At 67.8% G+C, this 25,108-nt stretch carries 27 protein-coding genes; 11 read left to right on the plus strand and 16 right to left on the minus strand.

All coding sequences use genetic code 11. The annotated features are described in order from the left end of the window. Together AB0E63_RS06700 and AB0E63_RS06705 are read right to left on the minus strand one after the other, a co-directional pair. Positions 1–1,239 (minus strand): bifunctional GNAT family N-acetyltransferase/class I SAM-dependent methyltransferase, encoded by a 1,239-nt coding sequence (locus tag AB0E63_RS06700; RefSeq protein ID WP_360362460.1) that lies wholly within the window; start codon positions 1,237–1,239, stop codon positions 1–3. Positions 1,240–1,285: 46 nt separating this feature from the next. Then, a complete protein-coding gene (locus tag AB0E63_RS06705; RefSeq protein ID WP_360362463.1) occupies positions 1,286–1,786 on the minus strand; it encodes a DinB family protein in 501 nt (166 codons plus the stop codon). Between the two features lie 72 nt (positions 1,787–1,858). On the opposite strand from AB0E63_RS06705, the gene AB0E63_RS06710 reads away from it, so the two are divergent. The 3 genes from AB0E63_RS06710 (at position 1,859) to AB0E63_RS06720 (ending at position 5,273) form a co-directional block, all read left to right on the plus strand. Then, positions 1,859–2,608 (plus strand): DUF4118 domain-containing protein, encoded by a 750-nt coding sequence (locus AB0E63_RS06710; protein WP_360362466.1) that lies wholly within the window; start codon positions 1,859–1,861, stop codon positions 2,606–2,608. Positions 2,609–2,885: 277 nt separating this feature from the next. Next, positions 2,886–3,707, plus strand: a complete 822-nt coding sequence (locus tag AB0E63_RS06715) for a Bax inhibitor-1/YccA family protein (RefSeq protein ID WP_360362469.1) — start codon at positions 2,886–2,888, stop codon at positions 3,705–3,707. Between the two features lie 321 nt (positions 3,708–4,028). Beyond that, positions 4,029–5,273, plus strand: a complete 1,245-nt coding sequence (locus AB0E63_RS06720; RefSeq protein WP_360362472.1) for a VOC family protein — start codon at positions 4,029–4,031, stop codon at positions 5,271–5,273. Positions 5,274–5,330: 57 nt separating this feature from the next. Here the strand turns inward: AB0E63_RS06720 and AB0E63_RS06725 are convergent, their stop codons facing one another. Next, positions 5,331–5,561: a DUF4287 domain-containing protein gene (locus AB0E63_RS06725; RefSeq protein ID WP_360362475.1), complete on the minus strand. Its 231-nt coding sequence runs from the start codon at positions 5,559–5,561 to the stop codon at positions 5,331–5,333. Between the two features lie 166 nt (positions 5,562–5,727). Next, positions 5,728–6,756 (minus strand): SGNH/GDSL hydrolase family protein, encoded by a 1,029-nt coding sequence (locus AB0E63_RS06730; protein ID WP_360362478.1) that lies wholly within the window; start codon positions 6,754–6,756, stop codon positions 5,728–5,730. Between the two features lie 92 nt (positions 6,757–6,848). Between AB0E63_RS06730 and AB0E63_RS06735 the strand changes: the two genes are divergently transcribed. After that, complete coding sequence (locus tag AB0E63_RS06735; RefSeq protein WP_360362481.1) at positions 6,849–8,222, plus strand: cystathionine beta-synthase; 1,374 nt, start codon at positions 6,849–6,851, stop codon at positions 8,220–8,222. Between the two features lie 248 nt (positions 8,223–8,470). On the opposite strand, the gene AB0E63_RS06740 is transcribed toward AB0E63_RS06735, so the two are convergent. Together AB0E63_RS06740 and AB0E63_RS06745 are read right to left on the minus strand one after the other, a co-directional pair. After that, positions 8,471–9,922, minus strand: coding sequence for an NAD(P)/FAD-dependent oxidoreductase (locus AB0E63_RS06740; RefSeq protein WP_360362484.1), 1,452 nt, complete (start codon positions 9,920–9,922; stop codon positions 8,471–8,473). Between the two features lie 35 nt (positions 9,923–9,957). After that, on the minus strand, positions 9,958–11,190 hold the full coding sequence (locus tag AB0E63_RS06745) for a lactate racemase domain-containing protein (protein WP_360362487.1): 1,233 nt from the start codon (positions 11,188–11,190) through the stop codon (positions 9,958–9,960). 252 nt (positions 11,191–11,442) lie between these two features. Between AB0E63_RS06745 and AB0E63_RS06750 the strand changes: the two genes are divergently transcribed. Beyond that, complete coding sequence (locus AB0E63_RS06750) at positions 11,443–12,822, plus strand: FAD-binding oxidoreductase (protein ID WP_360362490.1); 1,380 nt, start codon at positions 11,443–11,445, stop codon at positions 12,820–12,822. Here the strand turns inward: AB0E63_RS06750 and AB0E63_RS06755 are convergent. Then, positions 12,788–13,552, minus strand: a complete 765-nt coding sequence (locus AB0E63_RS06755) for a hypothetical protein (RefSeq protein WP_360362493.1) — start codon at positions 13,550–13,552, stop codon at positions 12,788–12,790. The two genes, AB0E63_RS06750 and AB0E63_RS06755, sit on opposite strands and share 35 nt — an antisense overlap. An 18-nt stretch (positions 13,553–13,570) precedes the next feature. Between AB0E63_RS06755 and AB0E63_RS06760 the strand changes: the two genes are divergently transcribed. Next, positions 13,571–14,059: an NUDIX domain-containing protein gene (locus AB0E63_RS06760; protein WP_360362496.1), complete on the plus strand. Its 489-nt coding sequence runs from the start codon at positions 13,571–13,573 to the stop codon at positions 14,057–14,059. Here the strand turns inward: AB0E63_RS06760 and AB0E63_RS06765 are convergent. Beyond that, positions 14,047–14,766, minus strand: coding sequence for a class I SAM-dependent methyltransferase (locus AB0E63_RS06765; protein ID WP_360362499.1), 720 nt, complete (start codon positions 14,764–14,766; stop codon positions 14,047–14,049). The genes AB0E63_RS06760 and AB0E63_RS06765 overlap by 13 nt on opposite strands. A 58-nt stretch (positions 14,767–14,824) precedes the next feature. After that, positions 14,825–15,706 carry an NAD(P)H-binding protein gene (locus AB0E63_RS06770; protein ID WP_360362502.1) on the minus strand — a complete coding sequence of 294 codons (882 nt, stop codon included), beginning with the start codon at positions 15,704–15,706 and terminating at the stop codon, positions 14,825–14,827. 220 nt (positions 15,707–15,926) lie between these two features. Here AB0E63_RS06770 and AB0E63_RS06775 point away from each other — a divergent pair, with 220 nt between their 5' ends. Continuing rightward, positions 15,927–16,679, plus strand: coding sequence for an AAC(3) family N-acetyltransferase (locus AB0E63_RS06775; protein WP_360362505.1), 753 nt, complete (start codon positions 15,927–15,929; stop codon positions 16,677–16,679). A 130-nt stretch (positions 16,680–16,809) separates the two neighbouring features. Beyond that, entirely contained in the window at positions 16,810–18,285 is a 1,476-nt protein-coding gene (locus AB0E63_RS06780) for a M28 family peptidase (RefSeq protein ID WP_360362508.1), read from the plus strand. Positions 18,286–18,320: 35 nt separating this feature from the next. Here AB0E63_RS06780 and AB0E63_RS06785 read toward each other — a convergent pair whose 3' ends face one another. From AB0E63_RS06785 to AB0E63_RS06795, 3 genes are all read right to left on the minus strand, one after another. Beyond that, positions 18,321–19,346, minus strand: a complete 1,026-nt coding sequence (locus AB0E63_RS06785; protein ID WP_360362511.1) for an NADPH:quinone reductase — start codon at positions 19,344–19,346, stop codon at positions 18,321–18,323. A 69-nt stretch (positions 19,347–19,415) separates the two neighbouring features. Continuing rightward, positions 19,416–20,231: an alpha/beta hydrolase gene (locus tag AB0E63_RS06790; RefSeq protein WP_360362514.1), complete on the minus strand. Its 816-nt coding sequence runs from the start codon at positions 20,229–20,231 to the stop codon at positions 19,416–19,418. A gap of 71 nt (positions 20,232–20,302) precedes the next feature. After that, on the minus strand, positions 20,303–21,127 hold the full coding sequence (locus AB0E63_RS06795) for an alpha/beta hydrolase (protein WP_360362517.1): 825 nt from the start codon (positions 21,125–21,127) through the stop codon (positions 20,303–20,305). 262 nt (positions 21,128–21,389) lie between these two features. On the opposite strand from AB0E63_RS06795, the gene AB0E63_RS06800 reads away from it, so the two are divergent. The 3 genes from AB0E63_RS06800 to AB0E63_RS06810 all read left to right on the plus strand — a co-directional run bounded on the left by AB0E63_RS06800 (position 21,390) and on the right by AB0E63_RS06810 (position 23,372). Then, a complete protein-coding gene (locus tag AB0E63_RS06800) occupies positions 21,390–22,211 on the plus strand; it encodes a class I SAM-dependent methyltransferase (RefSeq protein ID WP_360362520.1) in 822 nt (273 codons plus the stop codon). Between the two features lie 43 nt (positions 22,212–22,254). Next, positions 22,255–22,791: a DinB family protein gene (locus AB0E63_RS06805; RefSeq protein WP_360362523.1), complete on the plus strand. Its 537-nt coding sequence runs from the start codon at positions 22,255–22,257 to the stop codon at positions 22,789–22,791. Between the two features lie 74 nt (positions 22,792–22,865). Beyond that, positions 22,866–23,372 carry a GNAT family N-acetyltransferase gene (locus AB0E63_RS06810; protein WP_360362526.1) on the plus strand — a complete coding sequence of 169 codons (507 nt, stop codon included), beginning with the start codon at positions 22,866–22,868 and terminating at the stop codon, positions 23,370–23,372. 15 nt (positions 23,373–23,387) lie between these two features. On the opposite strand, the gene AB0E63_RS06815 is transcribed toward AB0E63_RS06810, so the two are convergent. Genes AB0E63_RS06815 through AB0E63_RS06830 form a run of 4 tightly spaced genes read right to left on the minus strand, consistent with a single transcriptional unit; the run spans position 23,388 to position 24,956 of the window. Beyond that, positions 23,388–23,654: a hypothetical protein gene (locus AB0E63_RS06815; protein ID WP_360362529.1), complete on the minus strand. Its 267-nt coding sequence runs from the start codon at positions 23,652–23,654 to the stop codon at positions 23,388–23,390. Continuing rightward, the gene (locus AB0E63_RS06820) at positions 23,635–23,835 is read right to left on the minus strand and encodes a hypothetical protein (protein WP_360362532.1); all 201 of its coding nucleotides are present in this window, start codon (positions 23,833–23,835) and stop codon (positions 23,635–23,637) included. The genes AB0E63_RS06815 and AB0E63_RS06820 overlap by 20 nt, the downstream gene beginning before the upstream one ends. Beyond that, positions 23,832–24,011, minus strand: a complete 180-nt coding sequence (locus AB0E63_RS06825) for a hypothetical protein (protein WP_360362535.1) — start codon at positions 24,009–24,011, stop codon at positions 23,832–23,834. Before AB0E63_RS06825 ends, AB0E63_RS06820 begins: the two co-directional genes overlap by 4 nt. Before the next feature lie 18 nt (positions 24,012–24,029). Then, positions 24,030–24,956 (minus strand): hypothetical protein, encoded by a 927-nt coding sequence (locus AB0E63_RS06830; RefSeq protein WP_360362538.1) that lies wholly within the window; start codon positions 24,954–24,956, stop codon positions 24,030–24,032. Positions 24,957–25,108 lie beyond the last annotated feature (152 nt).

Genomic DNA, 25,108 nt, shown 5'->3' on the forward strand with positions numbered 1-25,108 from the left:
TCAGGTCTCGAGGGTGGTGGTGATGGTCGCGACCGCGGGCAAGCGGTAGACGGAGATGTGGGAGGGGGAGTCGGCGGTGAAGGGGGTGCCGGTCCAGTCGGCGTGGCGGGATTCGAGGGTCAGGCCGGCTAGTTGGGCCATGAGGTCCAGTTCGGGCGGCCAGATGTAGCGGTGGGGGCTTCGGAAGAGTTGGGCTGAGCTGCCTTCGCCGAAGTGGAAGTGGTGGGAGACGACGTGCTGGTTCAGTACGTCGTACGTGTCCAAGAGAATGTAGCCGGGATCGGCCACGCCGACGGTGGCGGGGATGCCGGGTGGGAGGCGGCGGAGCTCGGGGACCCAGAGTTCGATGACGAAGCGGCCGCCGGGGGAGAGGTGGCGGGCCGCGTTCCGGAAGCAGGCGACCTGCTCTTCCTGGGTCAGCAGGTTCGAGATCGTGTTGTAGACCAGGTAGACAAGGGAGAACTCGCCGGGGACGCGCACCGCGGACATGTCGCCGACGGCGACGGGGATCGTGGCCTCGTCGGCCTTCGTGCGCAGCTGGGCGAGCATCGCGGTGGCCATCTCGATCCCGCTGACCGGTACGCCGCGTTCGGCCAGCGGTACGGCGACCCGCCCGGTGCCGATCGCGAACTCGAGCGCCCGCCCGCCACCCGCGAGCTCGGCCAATCGGTCGATCGTCGGTCCCAGCACTTCCGGGGCGAACATGCCGGCACCCGGGGTGTCGTAACGGCCAGCGGCGTCGGCGTTCCAGATCTCGTTCTGCCGCGCCGCGGCCGGTGCGAGCCAGCGGAGCTTGTCCTCGCCGCCGTCCTCGCCGATCTTGCGGAAGCCGAGGCGGTCGTACAGCCGGCGGGCATTCGGGTTGTCCTGTTCCACTCCGAGATCCAGCGGTACGCCGGTACGAGCGGCTTCGGACTGCAGCTCGGTGATGATCGCCGTACCGATCCCGCGGTTCTGGATCGTGGGGTGGAGCTGGATCCCGTTCAGCTGGATGGATTCCGCGGTGCGGCTGACCCGGAGGCGTCCGACCGGGCGACCGTCGAGCTCGACCACACTCAGGCTGGACGACTCGTCCTCGAGCAGGTCGCGGCGGTGCCACTCGGCGAACCCGGCGCGCCACGCATCCTCTTCGAAGTCGGCGTGCAGCCTGCCCTGGGCGCGGGTCGCTTCGAGCGTGACGTCGGTGAGGAAGTCGACATCGGCCGACGTGGCCGGGCGAAGACGGTATGGCTCTGTCATGGCACCCCAACCTAGGCGCGCGGGTCCGCGCCAGGCCACGGCTTTTCTACTCGCCGACCAACCCGTCGGTGGACTCGCGAAGCAGGTCGAGATGGCCGAGATGACGGGCCGTTTCCTCGATCAGGTGGGCGATGGCGTACCGAAGGGTGAAGGTCATCTCGTCCGAGCGGGCGCGGTCATCGAGCGACGCTGCCGCGACGATCTCGCGCGAGCGGGCGCATTCGGCCCGGTACGACGCCAGTACGCCGTCGACCGTGTCGCCGGGAGCGATCGGGAACCCGCCGTGGGGGTCCTCCTCGGTCCACGGCCACTCCACATCGAGCCCCGCGAAGTCGATCGCGAACCAGAACCGCTCCACCGCCGTCAGGTGCTTGACGATGCCTGCCGGCGTCAGCGCGGACGGGTGGACCGGGCGGGCGAACGCCTGGGCCTCGGTCAGGCCGGTGAGCTTGAGCTCGATGGTCGAGCGGAGAAAGTCGAGCAGGCCGGTGAGCGTACTGCGTTCGTCGGCGTCCTCGGCGGGTCGGATGCGGGCGATTTCGGGCACTCGATCACGGTAGGCCCGTAGACCTCTGTGAGAAACGTTGATTGCCGGCGTCGGGTGAGGATCAATAGGAGTGTGGAGACCTACCGCAATCCGGTCCTGGCGGGTTCGCTGCTCGTACCCCCGGCCGTGTGTGCGCTGCTGACGCCGTTCCGCGACAACTTCGACAACGCGAACGCGGCGCTGCTGCTCGTCGTGGTGATCGTCGGCGTCGCGGCGTTCGGGATCCGGCTGGCCGGTGTACTGGCGGCGGTGTCGAGCGCGGTGTGGTTCGACTTCTTCCTGACCGTGCCGTACAACACGTTCACGATCAACAGCAGTGACGACGTCGAGCTGACGATCCTGCTGGTGCTGATCGGGGCCGCGGTCACGGAGATCGCGATCTGGGGCCGGAGGCAACAAGCCAAGGCGTCCCGGCATCGCGGGTACCTGGACGGGGTGATCACCACCTCGCAGGCGGTCGCGGCCGGCGGGTCCACCGATGACCTGATCGAGCAGGTCCGCGCGGAGCTGACCGCCGTACTGGGGATCGATGCGGTCAAGTTCGTTGCCGGGGACAAGCAAACGCAGGCGCCGCGGCTGAACGCGGACGGATCCGTGACCCGCGGCGGCCACATCCTCAAGGTCGAACGCGACGGCCTGCCGACGAACTCCGAGATCGAGCTGGCCGTCCAGCACGCCGGCGAGACCCGCGGCCGCTTCCTGCTGATCGCCGCCGCCCACATCGCCCGCCCCGACCTCGAGCAACGCCTCGTCGCCGTCGCCCTGGCCGACCAGGTCGGCGCCGCCCTCTCCTCCCGCGAGGCTCTGCACCCGCACCTCTGACCCATCCCTCCGATCCGGCCTGCGGGAGCACCACGTCCTGGGTGGCCGCCGGTCCCGGCGTCGTGCCTGCCCATACAGGCACGACGCCGCCAGACCGTGATTTCCTTGCGTCCAAACGCCCGTACGACGTACTCGCATCGGCAAGCGATTGAGTTGTGCAACCGTTTGCCCAGCGGGGGTTTCGGTTGGGGAACATCGGGTTGATTCTCAGATGTTGTTAAGGGTGGGACCGTAGTATCTCGATACGGCCCCGGATGTGGGTCACCAGGAGGATGACATGCAGAGCAGTAACCCGGTCCTGAACCGGTCGAGTGCGTTCGCGCCTGGCCAAGGCCAGGCGTATCCGGGCGCCGCTCCATACGGCCAGCCTGGACCGTACGGCTCCGGCGGTGTGCCGCCGCAGCAGTACCAAGGTGCTCCGGCCGGCAGCCGCCCGATGACGATGGACGACGTGATCGTCCGGACCGCCGCGACCCTGGCCGTCGTCACGGTTGTCGCCGCGATCGCCTGGAACACGATCCCCGACTCGGTCGTCACCCCCGCTTTCCTGGCCGGTGCCCTGCTGGCCTTCGTGCTCGGCCTGGTGCTGTCGTTCTCCCGCAAGGTGAACCCGGCGCTCGTGATGGTGTACGCCGCGGCCGAGGGTGTGTTCCTCGGGATCGGCAGCAAGTTCATCGCCAACTGGGTCGGTGACTCCGGCATCATCGTGCAGGCGGTGCTCGCCACGCTGGTGACGGCCGGTCTGACGCTGGCGACGTACAAGTACTTCGCGATCAAGGTGACGCCGCGATTCACCAAGATGGTGATCATCGCGACGATGGGCTTCGCCGGCGTGATCCTGATCAACTTCATCGCCAGCCTCTTCGGCTTCAACACCGGGATCGGCGGGTTCGGCGCGATGGGCCTGGTGTTCGCCGCGCTCGGTGCCGGCCTGGCGGTCTTCAACCTGATCCTCGACTTCGACATGATCGAGCGGGGCGTCGCGCACGGTGCCCCGCAGAACGAGGCCTGGCGGGCCGCCTTCGGCCTGACCGTCACCCTCGTCTGGCTGTACTGGAACATCCTGCGCATCCTCGCCATCCTTCGCGGCGGCGACTGATCCCGCAGTAACCCGAAGGGCCGGCCCACCAGGGCCGGCCCTTCGGCATTTCGTGCGCTGTCCGAGCTGCCAGGCGGCGGCGCGGGGGCGTCGACTTGCGTGGGTTGGGACACCTTCAGGCGGCCTTGAACAAGCAATAACCTGTCCAAGCCCGCCAGTTCCCACCCCAACCCACCACTTCTTGTCCCAGGCCCCCGGTTGCTGTTCAGCCCACCGGTTCCTGTCGCAGCCCCCGGTCGTTGTCCGGGTCGCCAGTTCTGGTTGCGGCATGTACAGAGAATCCGGACGGGAAATGTCCGGATGTGGTTCTACGCTGACGGCATGACGCGACTGGCGGCGGGTGAGTTCGAGCAGGCAGATGGTGTGGGGGACTGGCGGGTGCTCGGGGGTGGGCTGAGTGCATGGTTCACGGCTAGGTCGCTGAGCGCTGGGGCGGAGCTGATCACGCGCGTCGCGGAGCTGACGGGTGGGAAATGGCTGCCGGATGTGGATCTGCGCGCCAGTGGCGTGCACGTCCGGATTGGCGCGTCAGAGCCGGCGGGGTTCGCCGAGGATGATGTCGAGCTGGCCCGCACGGTCTCGGCGGCGGCGCGGGAGCTGGGTTTGGTGGCGGATCCGGCCGCGCTGCAGATCCTGCGGCTGGCGATCGATGTCGTCGACCGGCCCGACGTGATGTCCTTCTGGCGTACGACGTTCGCCTACGAGCCGATCGGTGACAACGCGCTCGCAGACCCGTTGCACCGGGATCCGGCGATCTCCTTCCACCCCACGGATCAGCTACGGCCATTGCGGAATCGGATCCATGTTGATGTGAGCCGGGGCGCCGAAACGGTGGACGAGGTCAAGGCCGCCCTCTCCCAAGAGCCGTACGGCGCCTACGGCCTCACGCTCGCCGATGCCGAAGGAAACGAGATCGATCTGGTCCCGGGGGATGGGCTGCCGGACGCGGCGGACTGGCAGACGCAGTTCGGAGCGATGACGTTCTACCCGACGGCATCGCCCGTACAGGCGAGCGGACTCGCCGCAGCCGTGGCCAGGTTGGCCGACGACGCGGACGAGCCCGTCCTGGTGGATCTGCGGCCGGACGGCGTCACGATCGACGGCGGGAAGGACCAGTGGGAGGTCGACGGCGAGGCCCGGCCGGAATTCGTGGAGCTCGCCGGTCGGATCCAGGCGGCAGCCCACAACCTTGGCCTGACGGCGGACCCCACGCGGCTGAGGTTCGTGCAGCTCGGCATCGACGCTGTCGATGTCCCCACGGTACGAGCGTTCTGGAAAACGTTGCTCGGCTACGAGCCCGACCCGCGCACCGACCTGACCGACATCTACGACCCGCGCCGGCTCAACCCGGTCATCATGTTCCAGGAGATGGACGCCTCGGACGAGGACCGCCGCAAGCAGCGCAACCGGATCCACGTCGACCTCGACGTACCGCACGACCAACTGAAGGCCCGCATCGACACCGCGCTCGCAGCCGGCGGTCGACTCGTGACCGAGACCCCGCAGCAGTGTCTGCTCACCGACCCGGAGGGCCTCGAGATCAGGCTCATCACCCAGGACACATGAAGACCTGCCCCTCCACCTGAAAGGGCAGGTCTTCTGAGAGTTCGCTCCTGTTCGGGATCAGCCCATTCGCCGGTGCGCTCTGACCAGGTCGTACTCGTGAACGATGGCGGTTGCGTGCCCGTGCGCGAGGGCGTACTCGCTGGAAAGCCATCTCACTCTGTCGTCGAAGCGCAGGAACGACGGTCCGTCGTTCATCAGCTGGAACCACTCGGTCATCTCACGTCCGGTGCACCTGGGCACCCTCTCCACCAGACGCTGATGCGTCTCCTCGGAGTGGCTCAAGCCCATCTTCGCCTCCCGTCATCGGGGTAATGCGTAGTTATCGACTGTGCACCACAAAGATGCCCACAATCAAGACTTTCGTCATGAATGTCCCCGCTCAGCGGACGCACGAAAACGTCGCGACCCGACCAGAGCCGTCACCGTACGGCGGAACGCCGCGAAGGTGACGTTGTCAGTTGCCGACCGGGACGGCGTCGGTGGTCTCGGTGCTCTCCTCGTCGACCCGCTCGACATCGACCTCCGGATGCCGGCGGCGGTGCCGCAGGGCGGCCCAGCGACCGCGTGGCCCGCGCTCACGGCCGGCGACCTCGGTGGCCGCGACCTCGGTCCCGGCGGTCCGGGCGGCCTGGACGGCGGCCTCCGCGATCGGCAGGATCGCCTCACCCCGGAACGACTCCGGGTGCACGAACGACTCCGGTCCGACCCCCATCGCGGCCGCTACCGAGGGCAGCAGTGCGGCGGAGGCCGCGGCGTACCCGGTGGCGGACGGGTGGAAGTTGTCCCGGCCCCACATCGTCGGATCGGTCCGGAACACCTTGCCGAGCAGCGACCCGAGCGACACAGATCGGCCGCCTGCCTCGACCACTGCGATGGTCTGAGCGGCGGCCAGCCGCTGGCTCCAGGACCGGGCGACCTGCCGCAGCGGCGGCATGATCGACCGAACCGCGCCGAGGTCCGGGCAGGTCCCCACCACCACCTCACAGTGCGCGGCCCGCAACCTGCGGACCGCGGCCGACAGCAGCCGGACCGAGGTCGAGGGCGGCATCTTGGCCTTCACGTCGTTGACGCCGATCAGGATCACCGCGACATGTGGCCCCGCCTGCAGCGCGGCGTCCACCTGCGCGGCGAGGTCGGTCGACTTCGCGCCCGTCTTCGCCACATCGACCAGCCGCACCGGCCGTCTGGCCAGCTCAGCCAGCCCGGAGGCGAGCAGCGCCCCGGGTGTCTCGTCCGGTGACTCGGTGCCGTACCCGGCGGCACTGGAGTCGCCGAGCATGGCGAACGTGATCGGATGTCCTGGATACCGGCCGTACAGGCCGTCGCCCGGAGTCGGGTAGTAGCGCGTCGGTCCGATCACGCGCTTCGCATACTCGGCCTCAGCGGTGAGCACGCCGTACAACGTGGCACCGATGAGTCCGAGTCCCCCGCCCCCCAAAGCTGCGGCCTGGGCCAGTCGCTTCGCGGCCCTGGCTCTACTCATGAGTCAAGGATTACACGCTGTGACGACAACGCAAGTGAAATAGGGATAGGACGCGCCTGAAGTTCCAGAGAACCGAGCACTACAGTAAAGATGTGCGCTACGCAGACTCTCTCCTGGACCTGGTCGGCAACACCCCGCTCGTGAAGCTGGGCAGGACGACCGACGGTGCCAAGCCGCTCGTGCTCGCCAAGGTCGAGTACTTCAACCCCGGCGGCTCGGTGAAGGACCGGATCGCGGTCCGGATGATCGAGGCCGCGGAGGCCTCCGGCGAGCTCAAGCCCGGCGGCACGATCGTCGAGCCGACGTCCGGCAACACCGGCGTCGGGCTGGCGATGGTGGCCCAGCAGAAGGGCTACAAGTGCGTCTTCGTCTGCCCGGACAAGGTCAGCGAGGACAAGCGCAACGTGCTCAAGGCGTACGGCGCCGAGGTCGTGGTCTGCCCGACCGCGGTGGCCCCCGAGCACCCCGACTCGTACTACAACGTCTCCGACCGCCTGGTCCGTGAGATCGAGGGCGCCTGGAAGCCGAACCAGTACGCCAACCAGAACAACCCCCGTTCCCACTACGAGACCACCGGTCCGGAGCTGTGGGAGCAGACCGAGGGCAAGATCACCCACTTCGTCGCGGGCGTCGGTACGGGCGGCACGATCAGCGGCACCGGCAAGTACCTCAAAGAGGTCTCCGGCGGGAAGGTGCAGATCATCGGCGCCGACCCCGAGGGCTCGGTGTACTCCGGCGGCACCGGCCGGCCGTACCTGGTCGAGGGCGTCGGTGAGGACTTCTGGCCGGAGACCTACGACAAGGACATCTGCGACCGCGTCATCGAGGTCTCGGACGCGGACTCGTTCGCGCTGACCCGGCGGCTCGCCCGTGAAGAGGCCATGCTGGTCGGTGGTTCGGCCGGGATGGCAGCCGCGGCCGCGATCCGTTTGGCGCACGAGCTCAATGACCCCGAAGCCGTCATCGTCGTACTGCTGCCGGACGGCGGCCGCGGCTACCTGACCAAGGTCTTCAACGACGACTGGCTGGCGCAGTACGGCTTCCTCGCGCACGCCCGGCAGGGCGCGACGCTCGGTGACATCCTGGCCGGCAAGGACGGCAGCCTGCCGCCGCTGGTGCACACCCACCCGCACGAAACGGTCGCCGAGGCGGTCGCGATCCTGCGCGAGTACGGCGTCTCTCAGATGCCTGTCGTCCGGGCCGAGCCGCCGGTGATGGCGGCCGAGGTGGCCGGCGCGGTGTCGGAGCGGACGTTGATGGACGCCCTGTACTCCGGCAAGGCGCGGCTGGCCGACATGGTCGAGCAGCACATGGACCCGGCGCTGCCGTCCCTGGGCGCCGGCGAACCGGTCACCAAGGCGGTCGAGCTGCTCGAGGGTCGCGACGCCCTGATGGTGCTGGACGACGGCAAGCCGGTGGGCGTTCTGACCCGGCAGGACCTGTTGGTCCATCTGTCCGCCGACTGACTTCCCCAGTGGGAAGACTTATCGGTCGACGACCGAGGGCACGATGGCGAGCAGGACCATGACCACGATGCCGATCACGATGGCTGCCGCTCCAGCGATCTGAAGGATTTCCATACCTCAAGAATCCTTCAGCGCGGGCCTGTGGACATCGGCCCGAGGACCGGTCTTGCCTTCATCCCAAGGTCGTACGCCGCCATCCCCGCACTCCTACTTCGGGAGTGCGGGCCATCCCCTAAGGGACGCTGTCCCTAATGGACCAGCACGAAGTCCGACGGATCCAGTCGTCGCGTACGGCGCCAGTACGAGAGCGTCCACTCCGGCCAGATCGTCGAGTTGCGACCGGACGCGTCCATGTACCAGCTGCTGCAGCCCGACTGCCAGACAGTGTCTCCGAGCTCACCCTGGATCCCGTCCACGAACCGCTCCTGGGAGTCCGCGCGGACCTCGACGTACGACGCTCCGCGCCGCCGCAGCAGATGTAGCGCCTGCATCACGTAGCGGACCTGGGCCTCGATCATGAACACCATCGACGAGTGGCCGAGGACCGTGTTCGGGCCGACCAGCAGGAACAGGTTCGGGTAGCCGGCGACCGTGATGCCGAGGTGGGCGCCGATACCGGTGCGCTTCCAGTGGTCGGCCAGATCCACGCCGTCCTTGCCCAGGATCGGCATCCGGGTCAGGTTGGCCGACACCTCGAACCCGGTGCCCAGTACGAGCGTGTCGCACGCCCGCTCGGTGCCGTCCGTGGTGACCACGCCGGTCGGCGTGACCCGCGCGATCGGGGTGGTCACGACGTCCACGTTCGGCCGGGCGAGCGCGGGATAGTAGTCGTTCGAGAGCAGGATCCGCTTGCAGCCGATCTGGTAGTCCGGGGTCAGCTTGGCGCGCAGTTCGGGATCGGTGACCTGTTTGCGTAGATGGTGTTTCGCCTGGACCTCGAGGCCTTTCATCAACTTCGGGTTGCCCGCGAAGCCCGCGCCGCGGCCCTCGAGCCCCCAGTAGATGACGTTGCGGATCGCCCGCTGACCCGCCGGGAATCGCTCGTGCAACCGGCGTTCCCAGGGGCCGATCGAGCGGTCCGGCTTCGGCGTGATCCACGGTGGCGTCCGCTGGTACACGTCGAGCTGCGCGACCTCCGGGGCGATCGCCGGGACGAACTGGATCGCCGACGCCCCGGTCCCGATCACCGCGACGTTCCGCCCGCGCAGGTCCTGGGAGTGATCCCACTGTGCGGAGTGGAACGTCGTACCGGCGAAGGAGTCCAGGCCCGGGAGATTCGGCAACTTGGGTTGGTGCAGGCTGCCGACTCCGGCGACGAGAGCCTGCGTCTCGATCGTCTCGGTGTCGTTCACGGTCACGGTCCACTGACCGGTCGCCTCGTCGAACACCGCCTCGGTGACCTCGGCGCCGTACCGGATCTTGTCCGCGATCCCGTACTTGTCCGCGCAGTGCCGCAGGTAGGCGAGGATCTCGTCCCACGGCGCGAACATCCGCTTCCAGTGCGGGTTCGGCTCGAACGAGAACGAGTAGAGGTACGACGGGATGTCGCATGCGCAGCCTGGATAGGTGTTGTCCCGCCAGGTGCCGCCGAGGTCGTCCGCCTTCTCCAGGATGACGAAGTCCTCACAGCCGGCCTGCCGCAGCTTGATGCCCATGCACAACCCGGCGAACCCGGATCCGATGATCACGACCTCACTCATGTCTGCCGAGGTTACCGGCGGGTCACTCTGTGAGGCTAGTGCTTCAGGCGGTGCAGGATCTCGCCGGCGTTCGGCACCACCAGCGTGTCGGGGTCTTTCTCGTACTGCTCCAGGTCGACGTCGGCCGGATCCAGGTAGCCGAGGTTGGCCGCGCGTACGACGTCCTCCGGGATGCCGGTCGCGAGCGTGACCTGGACGCGGAGGTGCTCGCCGGTCGCGGGATCCCAGGTACCGGCGCCGCGGAGATGGGTCGAGTGCGCGAGGACACCCCAGTGCAGGTCGCGGAACCGCTCCCACTGGCCGATGAAGTAGTCGCGGCAGTGGTAGCCGATCTCCTCGATCTCCGGATGCATCGCGGCCAGTTGGGTGACGTGTGGCGCGTAGAGGATCACCTCGCCGCCGTCCGCGACGATCGGCTCGACCTTGTAGAACCCCTTGGCCGCGGTCCAGATGTCGGCGTACCTGGGCGGCATCACCGAGACCACGCGCTGGACCGGGTGGTCGACGTACCGGACGTGGGTCTGGGCGGAGATCCCGGCGGCAGCCTCCCACGACGAGATCGTGTCGCCGAACGCGATCGCGTGCAGGGCGTCGGTGCCCGATTGAGCGACGACCGACAGTGCGAGCTTCTCGGCCGGGATCATCGCCGCGGCCTCGTCGATCAGCGCTCGGACCGGGGTGGTGCCCGGCGTACCGATGATGTTCGCGCTGGTGATCAGGGCGCCGAGCCAGTGGCTCAGGTCGATGACCTCCTGGCCGGCGACACCGGGGAAGAAGTACTTGTTGCCGCCGGAGAAGCCGACCACCTCGTGCGGGAACACCGGGCCGACGACGAGCGCGACGTCGTGCTCGACCACGGCCCGGTTGAGCCGGACCGGGACCTCGTCGCGGAGCATCTCGTCGGAGATCTCGCCGACCCGGTCCGGGCTGATCGTGCCGAGGTCGGCGAAGGTGTCCGGCTTCCACCACTCGTGGTTGATCACGTTCGGGTAGTCGCCACCCAGGTGGGCGCTGAGCTGCTCGGGGGTCATCTCGGCATGGGTGCCTAGGGCAACCAGGATGGTGAGCCGGGAGACGCGCCCGTCGAGCGCGGTGTGGACCGCCTTCAGCAGCAGGGGCAGCGGGCAGCTGCGGGTGGCGTCCGGGACGATCACGCACACGCTGCGTCCCTCGAGCCCCGCGCCGGCCAGGGAGTCGGCGACGAAGCCGATCACCTGGTCCTCGGTCAGTACCTGTCCCGCCCCACCGATCACCGCCGTACTGGTCACGCTCCGACCCTACCGAGCAACGATCCGCGATCCCACCCCGCGACCCGATCCACCTTGGGCACGGGTCAACCAGATCCCGTCAGGGTTCATGGTTGAACCGTGCTCAAGGATGCCGGGGGTGACCGGGTGGGAACCGTTGGTAGAGCAGGGGATTGCGTCATCGGGGGGTAAGGGGCGAGGCGTTGACCGGGTGGGGGCGGCAGTAGACCATCGGTGGATCACCTGGGGGAGTGAGCAAGGGGGAGATCCACCATGGCCGAGACAATCGAGTGGTCGAGACCACAGGGTTTCGGGGGCGTGCTGCTGCGGCAAGGGGACGAGGGGTACGACGACGCCCGAACAGTCTTCAACGGGATGATCGACAAACGGCCGGCGATGATCGCGCAGTGCGAGTCCGCGGCAGACGTCCAGGCGGCTGTGCGGCACGGCGTGGCCCAGGGACTCGAGATCGCGGTCCGGGGCGGCGGTCACGGGGTGGCCGGGACGGCGGTGACCGACGGCGGTCTGGTCGTGGACCTGCGCCGGATGAACAGCGTCCAGGTCGACCCGTTCGCCAAGATCGCCCGGGTCGGCGGCGGTGCGACCTGGGGTGATTTCGACCGGGCCTGTCAGAAGTACCTGATGGCGACGACCGGCGGACGGGCATCCACAACGGGGGTCGCCGGTCTGACACTCGGTGGCGGATCGGGCTGGCTGGAGCGGAAGTTCGGGCTCGCCTGTGACGCGCTGATCTCGGTCGAGCTCGTCACCGCGGACGGGCGGTTGCTGATCGCGGACGAGACGAAGAACACCGAGTTGTTCTGGGCCTTGCACGGTGGTGGCGGGAACTTCGGTGTCGCGACCTCAATGACCTTCCACCTCGAGCAGTTGCCGACGACAACGTTGGCGTTGCTGATGTGGCCGGCAGCGATGGGTCCCGACGTACTCCGCGCGTACCGGGATCTGATCGAGGCCGGCGCGCCCGAGGATCTCGGGGGCGGCGTGATCTACCTGACCGGGCCGCCGGAGGAGTTCGTGCCCGCGCACCTGCAGGGGCAGCTGATCATCGGTGCGGCCGCGATCTTTGCCGGGAGCGAGGCGGACCTGCGCGAGGTGTTCGCGCCGCTGTTCGCGCTGGCCCCGGAGGCCGAGATGGTCGCCGAGATGCCGTACGCCGACATCCAGTCGGCGCTCGATGATCCGCCGGGGTTCCGCAACTACTGGTCGGCGGAGCACCTGTCGTCGTTCCCCGATCCGGCGATCCAGGCGTTCAGTGACCGGTCGAAGGACATGATCACGCCGTCACCGTCACAGCAGATCGCGGTGCCGTGGGGTGGTGCGGTCCTGCGTGGAGCTGACACGTGGCCGCTCCCGCACCGGCAGGCGGCATGGGTGATCCATCCGTTCGGGCTGTGGTCCGATCCGGCGGATGACGCGCGTGGGCGGCAGTGGTCGCGGGATGTGTGCATGGACCTCGAGGAGTGGGCGACCGGGTTCGTGTACCTGAACTTCATCGGCAACGAGGGGCAGAACCGGGTGATCGCCGGGTTCGGTGAGCAGAACTACCAGCGGTTGTCGCGGGTCAAGTGCGAGTACGACCCCGAGAACGTCTTCCACCTCAATCAGAATATTGAGCCGGGCTGGCCTTGCTAGCCGGCTGACGCGACCACTGCACGGCGACGACCGCCGCATAGGCGATCGCGCCCACCGGGACGCACCACAGCCGGAAGAACGGCAGCTGGCCGGTGAGCGCGGTCGCCGCGAAGATCACGCCGAACACGGTGGCTCCGGCGACGGCACCACGTCGCCTGCTGTCGAGCGTCGTACTGGGGAGTGGACCCAGGTGCCTGTCCAGGACGACGCCGAGCGCGCTCAGGCCGGCGATCGACGCGATCGCGAAGAGGATCCCGCCGGGGAGTCCGCCGAAGATGATCGCGGCGGCGTTGAAGAACGTGAGTACGGCGACGACTACGCCCACATCTAGGGCGCCGAAGGTCAGCTGGTTGATCATTCGGCGGCGCAGATTCACACCGTCAGCTGTTGTGGTGACGCCGGGTTCGCCGGAGAACCTCTTGACTGTTTGCACTAGCCCGGTCACGAGCACGATCAGAATCAGTACGCCGACGATCGACAGCACCACGGATCGGGTCGTGGACATGTATTGGACGGGACCGTTCCCGAAGTCGCAGGTTGCCGATGGCGGGAACCATCCGGTGTGGACCTCGGCGCCGCTGGTGTTGTCGTATCCGCCGACCTTCCGCGTGCAGGCCTCACTCGGGTCGTACCAGTCCGGCATGGACAGGGTCACCGCTGCCGTCCATCCCAATCCCAGAACCAGGCCTGACCCCAGCAACAACCCGGCCCGCCGCTTCACCCACTCCACCCGCCTACCCTCTCATCGATGACATTTGAAGGCTCATACCTGTGGGAGCTCCGCCAGCGGGTGGGCCCGCGGCTGCTGCTGATGCCGGGCGCCCAGGTGCTGGTGGTGGACTCGGCCGATCGGATCCTCTTCCAGCGAAGCCGGGACTCCGGACTATGGGAGCTGCCTGCCGGTGCCGCCGAACCCGGCGACAGCTTCCGTACGGCGGCGGCACGGGAACTCTTCGAGGAGACCGGGCTTCGGGTGGAGGCCCAGGATCTGGTTCCGTTCGCCAGCCTGTCGGAGGCGGATCTGCATACGCTCACCTATCCCAACGGCGACGTGCTGCAGTGCTTCGCGTTGTGCTTCGAGGCCCGCGTTTGGACCGGCTCCCTGGTGGCGGATCCTGGAGAGGTCGTGGATCTGGGGTTCTTCGAGCGGCCGCCGGCTGAGCTCCATCCGCCGACGAAGGTGGTGCTGGAGTTGTACGCCGCCTATCGCGAATCGGGAGTGTTTCAGGCCCGGTAGGCCACGGTGACGATGTTCTCGCTGGTGGGAGTGAGGGGGCCTCGGGACCAGTCGCCGTACTGCGCCTCGACATCGAAGCCGGTCTTGATGAGTACGGCGTTCAGGGTGTCGACCCCGAGGAAGTTGAGGGTGGCGCGGTCGGTGCGGAGCGGGGTGTTGTCCCGGAGGGCGGTGGTCTCGGTGAAGGTGACGGCGTCGCCCTCGACCTGCTCGACGTGATAGATCATCCGGAGTTCGCGGCCGGCGTGGTCGACGACGTCGTACGGGTTGGACGGGTTCCAGCTCTCCCACTCGCGGACTTCCGGGTTGCGGGTGCCGAACACGAACCGTCCGCCGTCGACGAGCGCCGTACGGATCTTGACGAGTGATTCCTCCAGGTCCGCCACGAGGAACTGGAACGCGTTGCTCGCCATCACCGCGACGTCGAACTCACTAACCCACGCGATATCGGCGGCCTTCCCCTCGACCCACTCGGCGTCCGGCACCCGTTGCCGCGCCCGCTCCAGCATCGCCACATCCGGATCGATCCCCGCAAGCCGCCCGGTGTGTCCATCCTTCCGAGCTTTCGCAAGGAGCGAACCCGTCCCGCAGCCCACGTCGAGCACACTGCCCGCGCCCATCACGAAGGACAGGTAGAAGTCGTCGCTCTCGCCCCACCGGTTGAGCAGGTCGTAAAGCTCGGCCGCATCGGCGTCGGAGTACCCCATCCCCCCACCTTCTCCTACCCTGCAACCGATTTTGCTCCCTGGCCTACGCCTGGTGGATTCATGACGGCGGGCGGGTCGCCTGGTCGCGGAGGAAGTCGGTGGTCGACCGCGGGGTGATTCCCCTGCTGCGTAAGGGCTCGTCGGTCCAGCGGGCGTCGTGGAGTGATTGAAGCAGGCCGCCGCCGAAGGCCGAGGCGAGGCCGTCGTTGGTTTGGTTGAGCAGGCGGATCGCCAAGCGGGCGATGGGTTCGGGCATGCGTTGCACCTTCATCCGCCGCTGGGTGAGTTCGGTGGCGAGCGCGATCGCCTCGTTCCGGCTGAGGGCCTCGGGGCCGCCGAACTCGATCAGCGCGGGCGGATCGGGTTCGACCGCCACCGCCACGACCAGGGCCGCGACGTCGTCGGTGCTCACCCAGCGCTGCTTGGCGTCGCCCTTTCCGATCACGCCGACCTTGCCCTGGGCAATGTCGAAGCGTCCCAGCGGCCCGAGGTGAATTTCCTGGAACGCGTCCGGTCGCACAACGACAACGCGCGGTGCCGACCGCGCGAGCCGCTGTTCAACCGCGAGCTTGGCCCGCTCGAGCGGTGTCCCGAGGCCGGCGTCGACTCCGGCGTACGAGAGGTACACAAACCGCCGTACGCCGGCCTCCTCAGCCGCGTCGACCAGCGCCCCCATCCCGATCTCGTCAACCTCCCGGATCGACGCCCCACCCCGACCAGCCAGCCGCCGCCCAATCGCCGTAGCCGTCGCCACAACAGTCTCGACCCCACGACACGCCACCCGCAGACTCGCGGCATCCGTCAGATCCCCGCGAACCACCTCAACACCCTCGATCCCACTCCCCGCCCGCACCAAACACCGCACGCTAACCCCACGCCCCAGCAGTCCCCGAACAACCCGCCCACCCAACTCACCCGTCCCACCCACCACCAAGATCATCAAACCCACCCCCACCCCGACGGTCGCTCCTCATCACCCCGCCCGCAAGAGTCCGAGTACGTCGAGCAGTTCCGTCACAATGCGATGCGGGTATCGGGTGGAAAATGGTAGGCGAATTCACTGGTTGGGGTGAGATATTTTCGGGATGCGCGCGGTCACGGGACACGACATTGTGGACGGGTTGTACAGGCTTGGTCTGGATCGGTCGTCGAGTGTGATTGTGCATTCGTCGCTCAGTTCGTTCGGGTACGTCGATGGCGGCGCCGAGGCGGTGTGTCACGCGCTGACGTCGGTGTGCGGGACGCTGCTGCTGCCAGGCGGGACCTGGGATCTCACCGGCGTCCCGGCACCTCCCGGTCTTGTACGACCGGACAATGCCTACCCGATGGCCGAGAGCTGGCCGGAGTTCGACGAGAAGTTGTCCAAGGCAACCAGCTTCCGGATGGATCTGCCGGTCGATCGCTGGTTGGGGCGGATCCCCGACACGTTCCGGCTAGCGCACTCGCCGTTGCGCACCTCGCACCCGCTCTTCTCCTATCTCGCGGCCGGGCCGGACGCCGAGCGGTTGCTCGCCGCGCAACGCCTGGACTGGCCGCTCGGCCCGATCGAGGCGCTCGACGGCGACGTACTGCTGATCGGCGTCGACCACACGACCAACACGACGATGCACCTCGCCGAGCAATTCCTCGGCCGCTCGCGCTTCTACCGCTACGCGAAGACCGCCGAGGGCGTGTGCACGGAGCTCCCCAACATCCCCGGTGACAGTCACCGCTTCGACGCCATCGAGCCCGAACTGCGCTCCGCGACGAAGGAGGTCCGGATCGGACGCGCGCGAATACGTCGCATCCCGAAGGACGCCGTACTCGCGGTCACCACGCGCCTGATCCTGGACGACCCGGCGGCCCTGCTCTGCACCGACGATCCCGCCTGCCGCTGCGCCGCCGCGCTGAACCAGCGGCTACGCGTCGCCTGAATTCGATTAGAAACCAATGCAAACATTTCTCTTTCGGAAAGGCTGAGGTCTGGCCGGGTGTCATTCGCCCGGTTAGATTGCCAGCAGCGTGCGACCTGGGGGACTGGTCAATTCGCTTTGTGGGGGAACCATGCGTGTTTTCCGTCGTCGTGGCGCCGCCGGCGCCGTCACTCTCACTCTGGCCGTGGCCTTGGTGGCCGTACAGCAGGCACCGGCCAGTGCCGTTCCGAAGGACGAGCAGTACGCCGAACTGCTGGTCAAGAAGGTGGACGGCAAGAACGTCAAGGAACACCTGGTCGCCTTACAGGCGATCGCCAGTGCCAACGGCAACACCCGCGCCGCCGGGACGAAGGGCTACGACCTGTCGGCTGCCTACGTCGCGCAGCGGCTGAAGGCCGCCGGGTACAAGGTCACGCTCGACCCGATCAACTTCGTCGAGGCCTGGGTGGAGAACAGTCCACCGGTGCTGCAGCAGACGGCCCCGGTCAACAAGACGTACGTGCCGAACCAGGAGTTCTTCACGTTCCAGCCGTCGCCGCCCGGTGACGTGACGGCGCAGGTCCAAGCTGTCGACCTGACGCTGCCGCCGACACCGGCTCCGTCATCGACCAGCGGGTGCGAGACGTCCGACTTCGCCGGTTTCGTGAGCGGCCGGATCGCGCTCATCCAGCGCGGGACGTGCCCGTTCGCGACCAAGGTACGCAACGCGGGCTTCGCGGGCGCGTCCGGCATCATCATCTTCACCGAAGGCCAGCCGGGCCGGACCGACGCGTTCCCGCTTGACATCGGCGAATGGCGAGCCGGGATCCCGATGGTGTTCGCCAGTTTCGCCATCGGTAACGAGCTCGCCGCCAGCCCCGGGACCACGGTCCGGCTGAAGGTCGATTCCACCTTGACCCTCGGCACCGACACCAACGTGATCGCCGAGACCAAGAAGGGCGACCCGGACAACGTCGTCATGGTCGGAGCACACCTCGACAGCGTCCCGGCGGGACCGGGGATCAACGACAACGGCTCGGGTACCGCCGCGATCCTCGAGACCGCGCTGCAGATCGGGAACTTCCCGGTGAAGAACAAGGTCCGGTTCGGGTTCTGGGCGGCCGAGGAGATCGGGCTGCTGGGCTCCGACCAGTACGTCGAGGGCCTGTCCGCCGCGGAGCGCGACCGGATCCGGCTCTACCTCAACTTCGACATGGTCGCGTCACCGAACTACGCCTACAAGGTGTACGACGGGGACGACTCCGACGCGACCGGTGCACCGGCCGGACCGCCCGGCTCAGCCCAGATCGAGAACCAGCTGACGTCGTTCTTCGACAGCCGCGGCCTCGGTCACGTCGGCACCGACTTCGACGGCCGCTCCGACTACGGCCCGTTCATCGCGGCCGGCATCCCCGCCGGCGGCATCTTCACCGGCGCCGAGGGCATCAAGACTGCCGCGGAAGCCGCGCTCTTCGGCGGTACGGCGGGTGTCGCGTACGACGTCTGCTACCACCAGGCGTGCGACACCATCGCCAACGTCAACTCCACCGCGCTGGACGTCAACTCCGACGCCATCGCCGACTCCACCGCCCGCTTCGCCTTCAACCTCAGCAGCATCCCCAACTAACTCTGGCGAGAGCTGACCGGGGGCACGTCCCCCGGTCAGTCGCTGAGGTCGATGAGGACCTTGCCGACGATGCTTTGCTGCACGGCTGCGTGGGCATCGGCGGCCTGCTCGAGGGTGTAGTGGTGCAGCGGGAGCCCAGCCTCAGGCCCGACGCGTACGGCGCCGGCCTGGACCGCGGCGGTGAGATCACCCAGGGCACGTGGGCGCCAGGAGTCCGGGGCGTTGTAGAGCAGAACGAATTGCCACCGCACGTTCGGCACCATCGACGGCCGAACCGGCAACTCCATGGTGTTGCCTCCGTCGGTGGCGTAGACCGCGACGGATCCATGCAACGCGACCACCTCGGCGTCGATGGCCGCGTTCGCCGCGGGAGACACCTCGACGATCGTGTTCACGCCGTGCGGCGCGATCGCGCGTACTTCCTCGACGACGTTCTGCTGTTTGTAGTTGATGACGTGGTCGGCGCCCGCCAGCGCGGCCAGGTTGCCCTTCTCCGGGCTGCTCACCGTCGTGATCACGGTGGCGTCCGACCACCGCGCCAGCTGGATCGCGGCGTTGCCGACCGCGCCCGCGCCGCCGGCCACCAGGACGGTACGACCGGACAGCCTCCCTGGCCCGAGACGTTCAGGCCCGTCCTCGGTCACCGTCAGACAGCGGTGGGCCGTCAAGAACGGCACACCGAGACTGGCACCGAGGTCGTACGACGCTTCGTCCGGCAGCTGCACCACATGCCGCACCGGGACCACGGCGTACTCCTGCGCCGTACCTCCGGAGGGACGCAGATGGGCCGCCTCCCAGATCCAGACGCGGCGACCCTCGAGCCCCACGTCGACACCTTCACCGACGGCGTCCACGGCACCGGAGCCGTCCTGATTCGGCACCTGCGGCGGGTCGACCGGCGTACCGGCTTCACTGCCCTGGCGCGACTTCCAGTCGGTCGGGTTGACCCCGGACCGGTGGATGCGCACCCGCACCTCGCCCGGCCCGGGCTCAGGCATCGCCCTGTCGACGAGCTTCAGAACACTGGGATCACCGGTCATCGAGTACTCGATCGCACGCACCCCACGACGCTACCTCGCGGCCCACTCGGCGACGAGAGGGCGCCGCTGCCGAGCGGCGCCCTCCTGGAGTCACCGGGTGGCTCGGGCGGCTTGTTCGATGACCTTGGTGATGGGGGCCGGGTTGGAGATCAGGCCGAGGTGGCCGGCCTTGATTCGGGTGATCTTGGAGTTGGCCCGGGTCGCCATGAAGAGCTGGGCCTCCGGGGTGATGATCAGGTCACGGGTGCCGAGGACGTACCAGGACGGGATCGTGTCGTACGCCGGCGTACCGGACGGCTCGAAACCTGCGCTGAGCGTCAGGGGGCGCTGGGACGGGTAGAGGTTCTCGGCCTCGCGGCGGGGGACACCGGACGCGAACGACGTCAGGAAGGTGTCGCGCTTGAGGTAGAGGTCCACGTCACCGGCGGGCGCGCCGGGGTAGGGGACGAAGTCGAAGACGTTCTCGGGCGGGACGGCCAGGGCGGAGTCCGCGCCGGCCAGCGGGAAGATCGGTTCTCCCGCCGCGGGGGCGAAGGCGTCGACGTACACCAGCGCCTTGACGTTCGGGTTGCCGGTCGCCGCGTTGGTGATGACGGCACCGCCGTACGAGTGGCCGACCAGGACGATCGGGCCGGACAAGGTGGACAGGAAGTCCCTGATGGTTGCGGCGTCGGTGCTGAGCAGGCGCAGCGGGTTCGGTGGCACGCGGACGGTGTAGCCGTCGTCCAGTAGGCGACTGGTGACCTTGGCCCAGCTGGATCCGTCCGCCCAGGCGCCGTGAACCAGCACGATCGTCGGTTTGGGTTTGTCCGGGTGTGACGCCGCCGCAGGAGAGGCCGCGGCCAGCACCACGGCCAGTACTGCGACCAGCACGGTCAGCAAGCGTTTGAGATGCGAGCGGTGCATCGAAAAATCCTTTCGTCAAACGACTGTCGCCATGGGAGGGCGCTGATGCATGACGAACTGAAGGGGCCGAGCTATGACTGCAGGAACTCCAGCAGGTCGGCGTTGACCACATCGGCGTGCGTGGTCGGCATACCGTGCGGGAAGTCCTTGTAGGTCTTGAGGACGCCGTTCTGCAGGAGCGCGGCGGACTTGGGGCCGGAAGCGACGTACGGAACGATCTGGTCGTCCTCGCTGTGCATCACCAGCACCGGGATCGTGATCTGCCGCAGGTCCTCGGTGAAGTCGGTCTGGGAGAAGGCGACGATGCCGTCGTAGTGGGCCTTCGCCCCGCCCATCATGCCCTGCCGCCACCAGTTGGCGATGACCGCTTCGGACGACTCCACGCCCGGCCGGTTGAACCCGTAGAACGGGCCGGAGGGCAGCGCCCGGTAGAACTCCGACCGGTTGGCCGCGAGCTGGGCCTGCAGGTCGTCGAAGACGTCCTTGGGCAGACCTTCGGGGTTGGCGTCGGTCTTGACCATCAGCGGCGGCACCGCGCAGAGCAGTGCGGCCTTGGCGGCCCGTCCTTCGCCGTGCCGAGCCAGGTAGTGCGTGACCTCACCGCCACCGGTCGAGTGGCCGACGTGGATGGCGTCGTGCAGGTCGAGATGTTCGACGACCGCGGCGAGGTCGTCGGCGTAGTGGTCCATGTCGTGACCGCCGCCGGTCTGCGTGGACCGGCCGTGGCCGCGGCGGTCGTGCGCGATGACGCGATAACCGTGCTGCAGGAAGAACAGCATCTGGTTGTCCCAGTCGTCGGCCGACAACGGCCATCCGTGACTGAAGACGATCGGCTGCCCCTCGCCCCAGTCCTTGTAGAAGATTTCGGTACCGTCGCTGGTCGTGATCGTTCCCACTGTGGTGCCCCTTAGAAGGTCATCCAGGCATGACTCAATCAGACCGAACAGGCTCCCCACGGCCCCAGGCCCTCGGTCTCGGCGATCAGCACGAAACCCTTTGTCCACAACAAGTTCGGTGGCCTCGCCACCCCCACGACACCTTAACCCTCGCCCGCCGATCTGAGGAGCCCCGAAATCATGCGGTGGGGGTGATGCCGGCCGGCGGGGTGGCGGGCAGGGTAGGCGCGAAGTCCACCCGTCAATCGGAGGGAGGATCCCGATGGGGATCACACTTCCGGCCTTCACGCCGCTCGAGGACAGCCTGTGGTTGACGCTGTGCTGCCGCGCACTCGACTATCGCTCGCCACGACCGGTCCTCGGTGACGCCATGGCCGACCAGATCGTCCGTACGGTCGACTACGACTACAAGCGGCTCAACATCGGCACCAACCTGATGCTCAACGCGACCATCCGGGCGAAGAAGATGGATGAGGTGGCGTCGAGGTACCTGACCCGGAACCCGAATGCCATCGGGCTCGACCTGGGCGCCGGCCTCGACACCCGCCGGCAGCGGCTCGCCCCGCCGGACACCGTCGACTGGTACGACGTCGACTTCCCGGTCGTCGCCACCGCGCGCCGGGAGCTGATCCCGGAGCGCCCGCACTCGCACGTCATCGGTGCCGACGTGACCGAGAAGGGCTGGCTGGACGGCGTACCCAGCGACCGGCCGGCGATCATCGTGGCCGACGGCCTGATGGGGTTCCTCAGCCAGGAAGAGCTGGCGGGACTGTTCGACCAGCTGCTCACCCATTTCCCCAGCGGCGAGATGGTGTTCAACAGCTACACCAAGTTCGCGGTCTTCGCGGCGCGGCACTCGCGCGGCACCGCGTCGGTCGCGGAGCTGATCAAGTTCCCCGGTGTCGACGATCCGCGCGACTTCGAGAAGTGGAACCCGAAGCTGCAACTGATCAAGGAGATCCTGATCAGCCGCGAACCCGAGGTCGCCAGCTTCCCGAACCCGCTGCGCCTCTACTACCGGGCCCAGGCCCGCAGCACCTCGTGGTCCCGCAAGGGAACCATCATTCTGCACTACCGCTTCTGAGTAGAGGTCACAAACTGACCGCTATGTCTTCTAGGGTCGGAGTATGACGACGAACGAGCAGACCGTGACCGGGGAACGTGCCGACATCCTCGACTTCCTCGCCAAGCACCGCTACTTCCTGCGCCACACGGCGCAGGGGCTGACCGACGAGCAGGCGAACACCCGCAGCACCGTCAGCGCGCTGACCGTCGGCGGCCTGATCAAGCACGTCACCGCGGTCGAGCGGTCGTGGGCCGAATTCGCGCAGCAGGGCGGCGGTGGCGGCAAGGAGGTCGCCGAGGAGATCGAGTACACCCCGGAGATGATCGCCGAGTGGGAGAACCAGTTCCGCCTCGCCGACGGGGAGACGCTGGCCGGCGTACTCGCGGAGTACGAGAAGGTCGCCGCCGCCACCGACGACCTGGTCCGCACGCTCGACCTCGACACCAGCTACGAGCTCCCGGCCGCCCCTTGGCAGCCGCCAGGCGTCTTCTGGACGGTCCGCCGCGTCTTCCTCCACATAACAGCCGAAACCGCACAGCACGCCGGCCACGCCGACATCATCCGGGAAACCATCGACGGCCAGAAAACCATGGGCTAGAAAACCTCGTGACCTTGTCGACGGCGCCGGGCTAGCCTGCGGACGTCTGGATGCCGGGACTCGGAGGATCTCTCGTGGGCGAGTTGGCGATCAGGGCGTTGCGCGACGACGACCCGGTGGTGATCTCGGCGGCGTTCACCGCAATCGGCTGGGACAAGCCGGTGACGCAGTACGAGAAGTACCTGGCGGACCAACGGTCCGGCTTGCGTAACGTGCTGGTGGCGACCGTCGACGACGAGTTCGCCGGGTACGTCACCGTCTGGTGGGAGTCGACGTACGAGCCGTTCAACGGGATCCCGGAGATCTCGGACTTCAACGTCCTGCCGACGTTCCGGCGCCGCGGCATCGGCAGCGCCCTCATGGACGCCGCCGAGACCCTGGTCGCCGAGCGTTCCGACACCGTCGGCATCGGCGTCGGCCTCTACGCCGACTACGGCACAGCCCAACGAATGTACGTACGCCGCGGCTACCTCCCCGACGGCCGAGGCCTCGTCTACAACGGCAAACAAGTCCCCCCAGGCGAAACAATCCGCAACGACGACGCCGCCAACCTCATGTTCACCAAACCCCTCCACACCTGACTCCGATCCGCGCGCTCAGTGGTCCAGCGCCCGCAGATCGTCGATGCTTTCGTCGATCAAGCGCGCGGTCGGAGCGAGCCTTGCCCCGATCCCCTTGGGCGGAGTCTTGGCGCCCTCGTCGGCCGGTGCGCGGGCACCATGCGCAGGCGGGTCGAGGAACGAGACCGGTGACAGCAGAACCGTCCCCTCGACGGTCAGAAGCCGCAATCCAAGCAGCCGTGCGACCAGCGAGGTGCGTACGACGGCTCCGCCGGCCAGGGTGCTAGTTCCGGCTGGTCTCATCCAGATAGCTGTCGAGCCCGTTGCTCCCCGCTCGGGACGGCTTGCCGCGTTGACGGCGAGCCTCGTCGAACCGCTGCGACGACCTCTGGACCGCCTCGACAATCTGAACATAGCGTTCACGTCCCGCCTTGGCCCCGAGCACATACCCAACGCCGAACAGCGCCAGACTGCGCAGCTTCATTTCTTGTCCTTCTGGCGCCGCGAGCTGACCACAGCGCTGGCCGCGCTCACACCGATGGCCGCGGCAGTTGCGGCGAGGCTATTGCGCACAGCACCACGGCGCATGGCCTTCGTCGTGCCGGTCGCGATCTGATCGACGATTCGCTCCGTCCGGCTCTTCCTGTGCAACAGTCCCATGATCGTCTCCACTCCTGGCTAGCGCCGCTTCGATCCGGTCGAGCGTTTGAGGGCGGTCACCAGTTCGGTCTTGCTCATCGCCGACCTGCCCTTGACCTCCTCGGTCGTCGCCAGGTTCAGCAGGTCCGTTCTGGTCATCTCAGTGAGGTCGGCCTTGGCGTGAATCGGTCCGTTGGGCTTGCGCTGTACGGCGGCGCGAGATCGGACCTGTTCGGCCTCGCGGACCCGTTCATCGGCGCTCTTGGCCTCGCGATCGGCGTTCGCGGCAAGCTGCGCGGCCTGCCGGTGTGCCTCCTCGGCCGCAGCCTTCGTCGCCTCGGTGGCCTCGTCGGCCAGCCGCCTGGCCTCTGCGAGGCTGGCGGTCGCGTCGGCCATCGCCTGCTTCGCCTTCGACTGCGCCGCCTCGGCCTCCTCGCGGGCCTTCGCGACCCGGTCGTCCGCCTCCGCCTTCGCCTTCTGAACCATGCGGTCGGCGTCTGCCTGCGCGGAGGCCCGAGCCCGCTCGACCCGCGCATCCGCCTCCCGGCGGGCTTCGCCGACCTTGTCGTTGACTTCCTGGGCCTGCTCCCGCTCGACGTCACGCACGTACGCTCGGCACCGTTCGGCGACGTGACGTGCCTCGTCGCTGTGCGCCTTCGCCTCCTCGGCCTCGCGTACTGCCTCTTCCTCCGCCTGCTGGGCCTCGTCGGCCGCGGCTCTGGCTCGCTGAAGCCTCAGCTCGATCGAGTCGCCCACGGGTAGCACGTCCATGACGGATGCCCCCGCGTGGCGAGCGATGTCCACCAGGCCGCTTCCTGCCGACTGAGTCGCGCTACCCGCCGCGTCCTTCGTCGCTTCCAACGGCGTCAACGCCTTCGACAGCAGCCAAGTCGTGTTCCGAGGTAAGTCCTTCACCCCGCTACCCCAGGCCTTCACCAACCTGCCCGCACCGCCTGTTCCGGCCATATCGCTGCCTCCCTGATCCTGATCCGCACGACCACATACCAGGCCCCCAGCCACTCCGCAGGTACCCGGCCCCCGCCGGCACAAACTCCTGCCCGTCTTGCTTTTCGCAGCAGTAGCCGTCGAATCGAGACGGTGCGTTGCTGGTCGGCGGC

It is taken from the genome of Kribbella sp. NPDC026596 (genome assembly GCF_040638415.1).
Lineage (GTDB): Bacteria > Actinomycetota > Actinomycetes > Propionibacteriales > Kribbellaceae > Kribbella.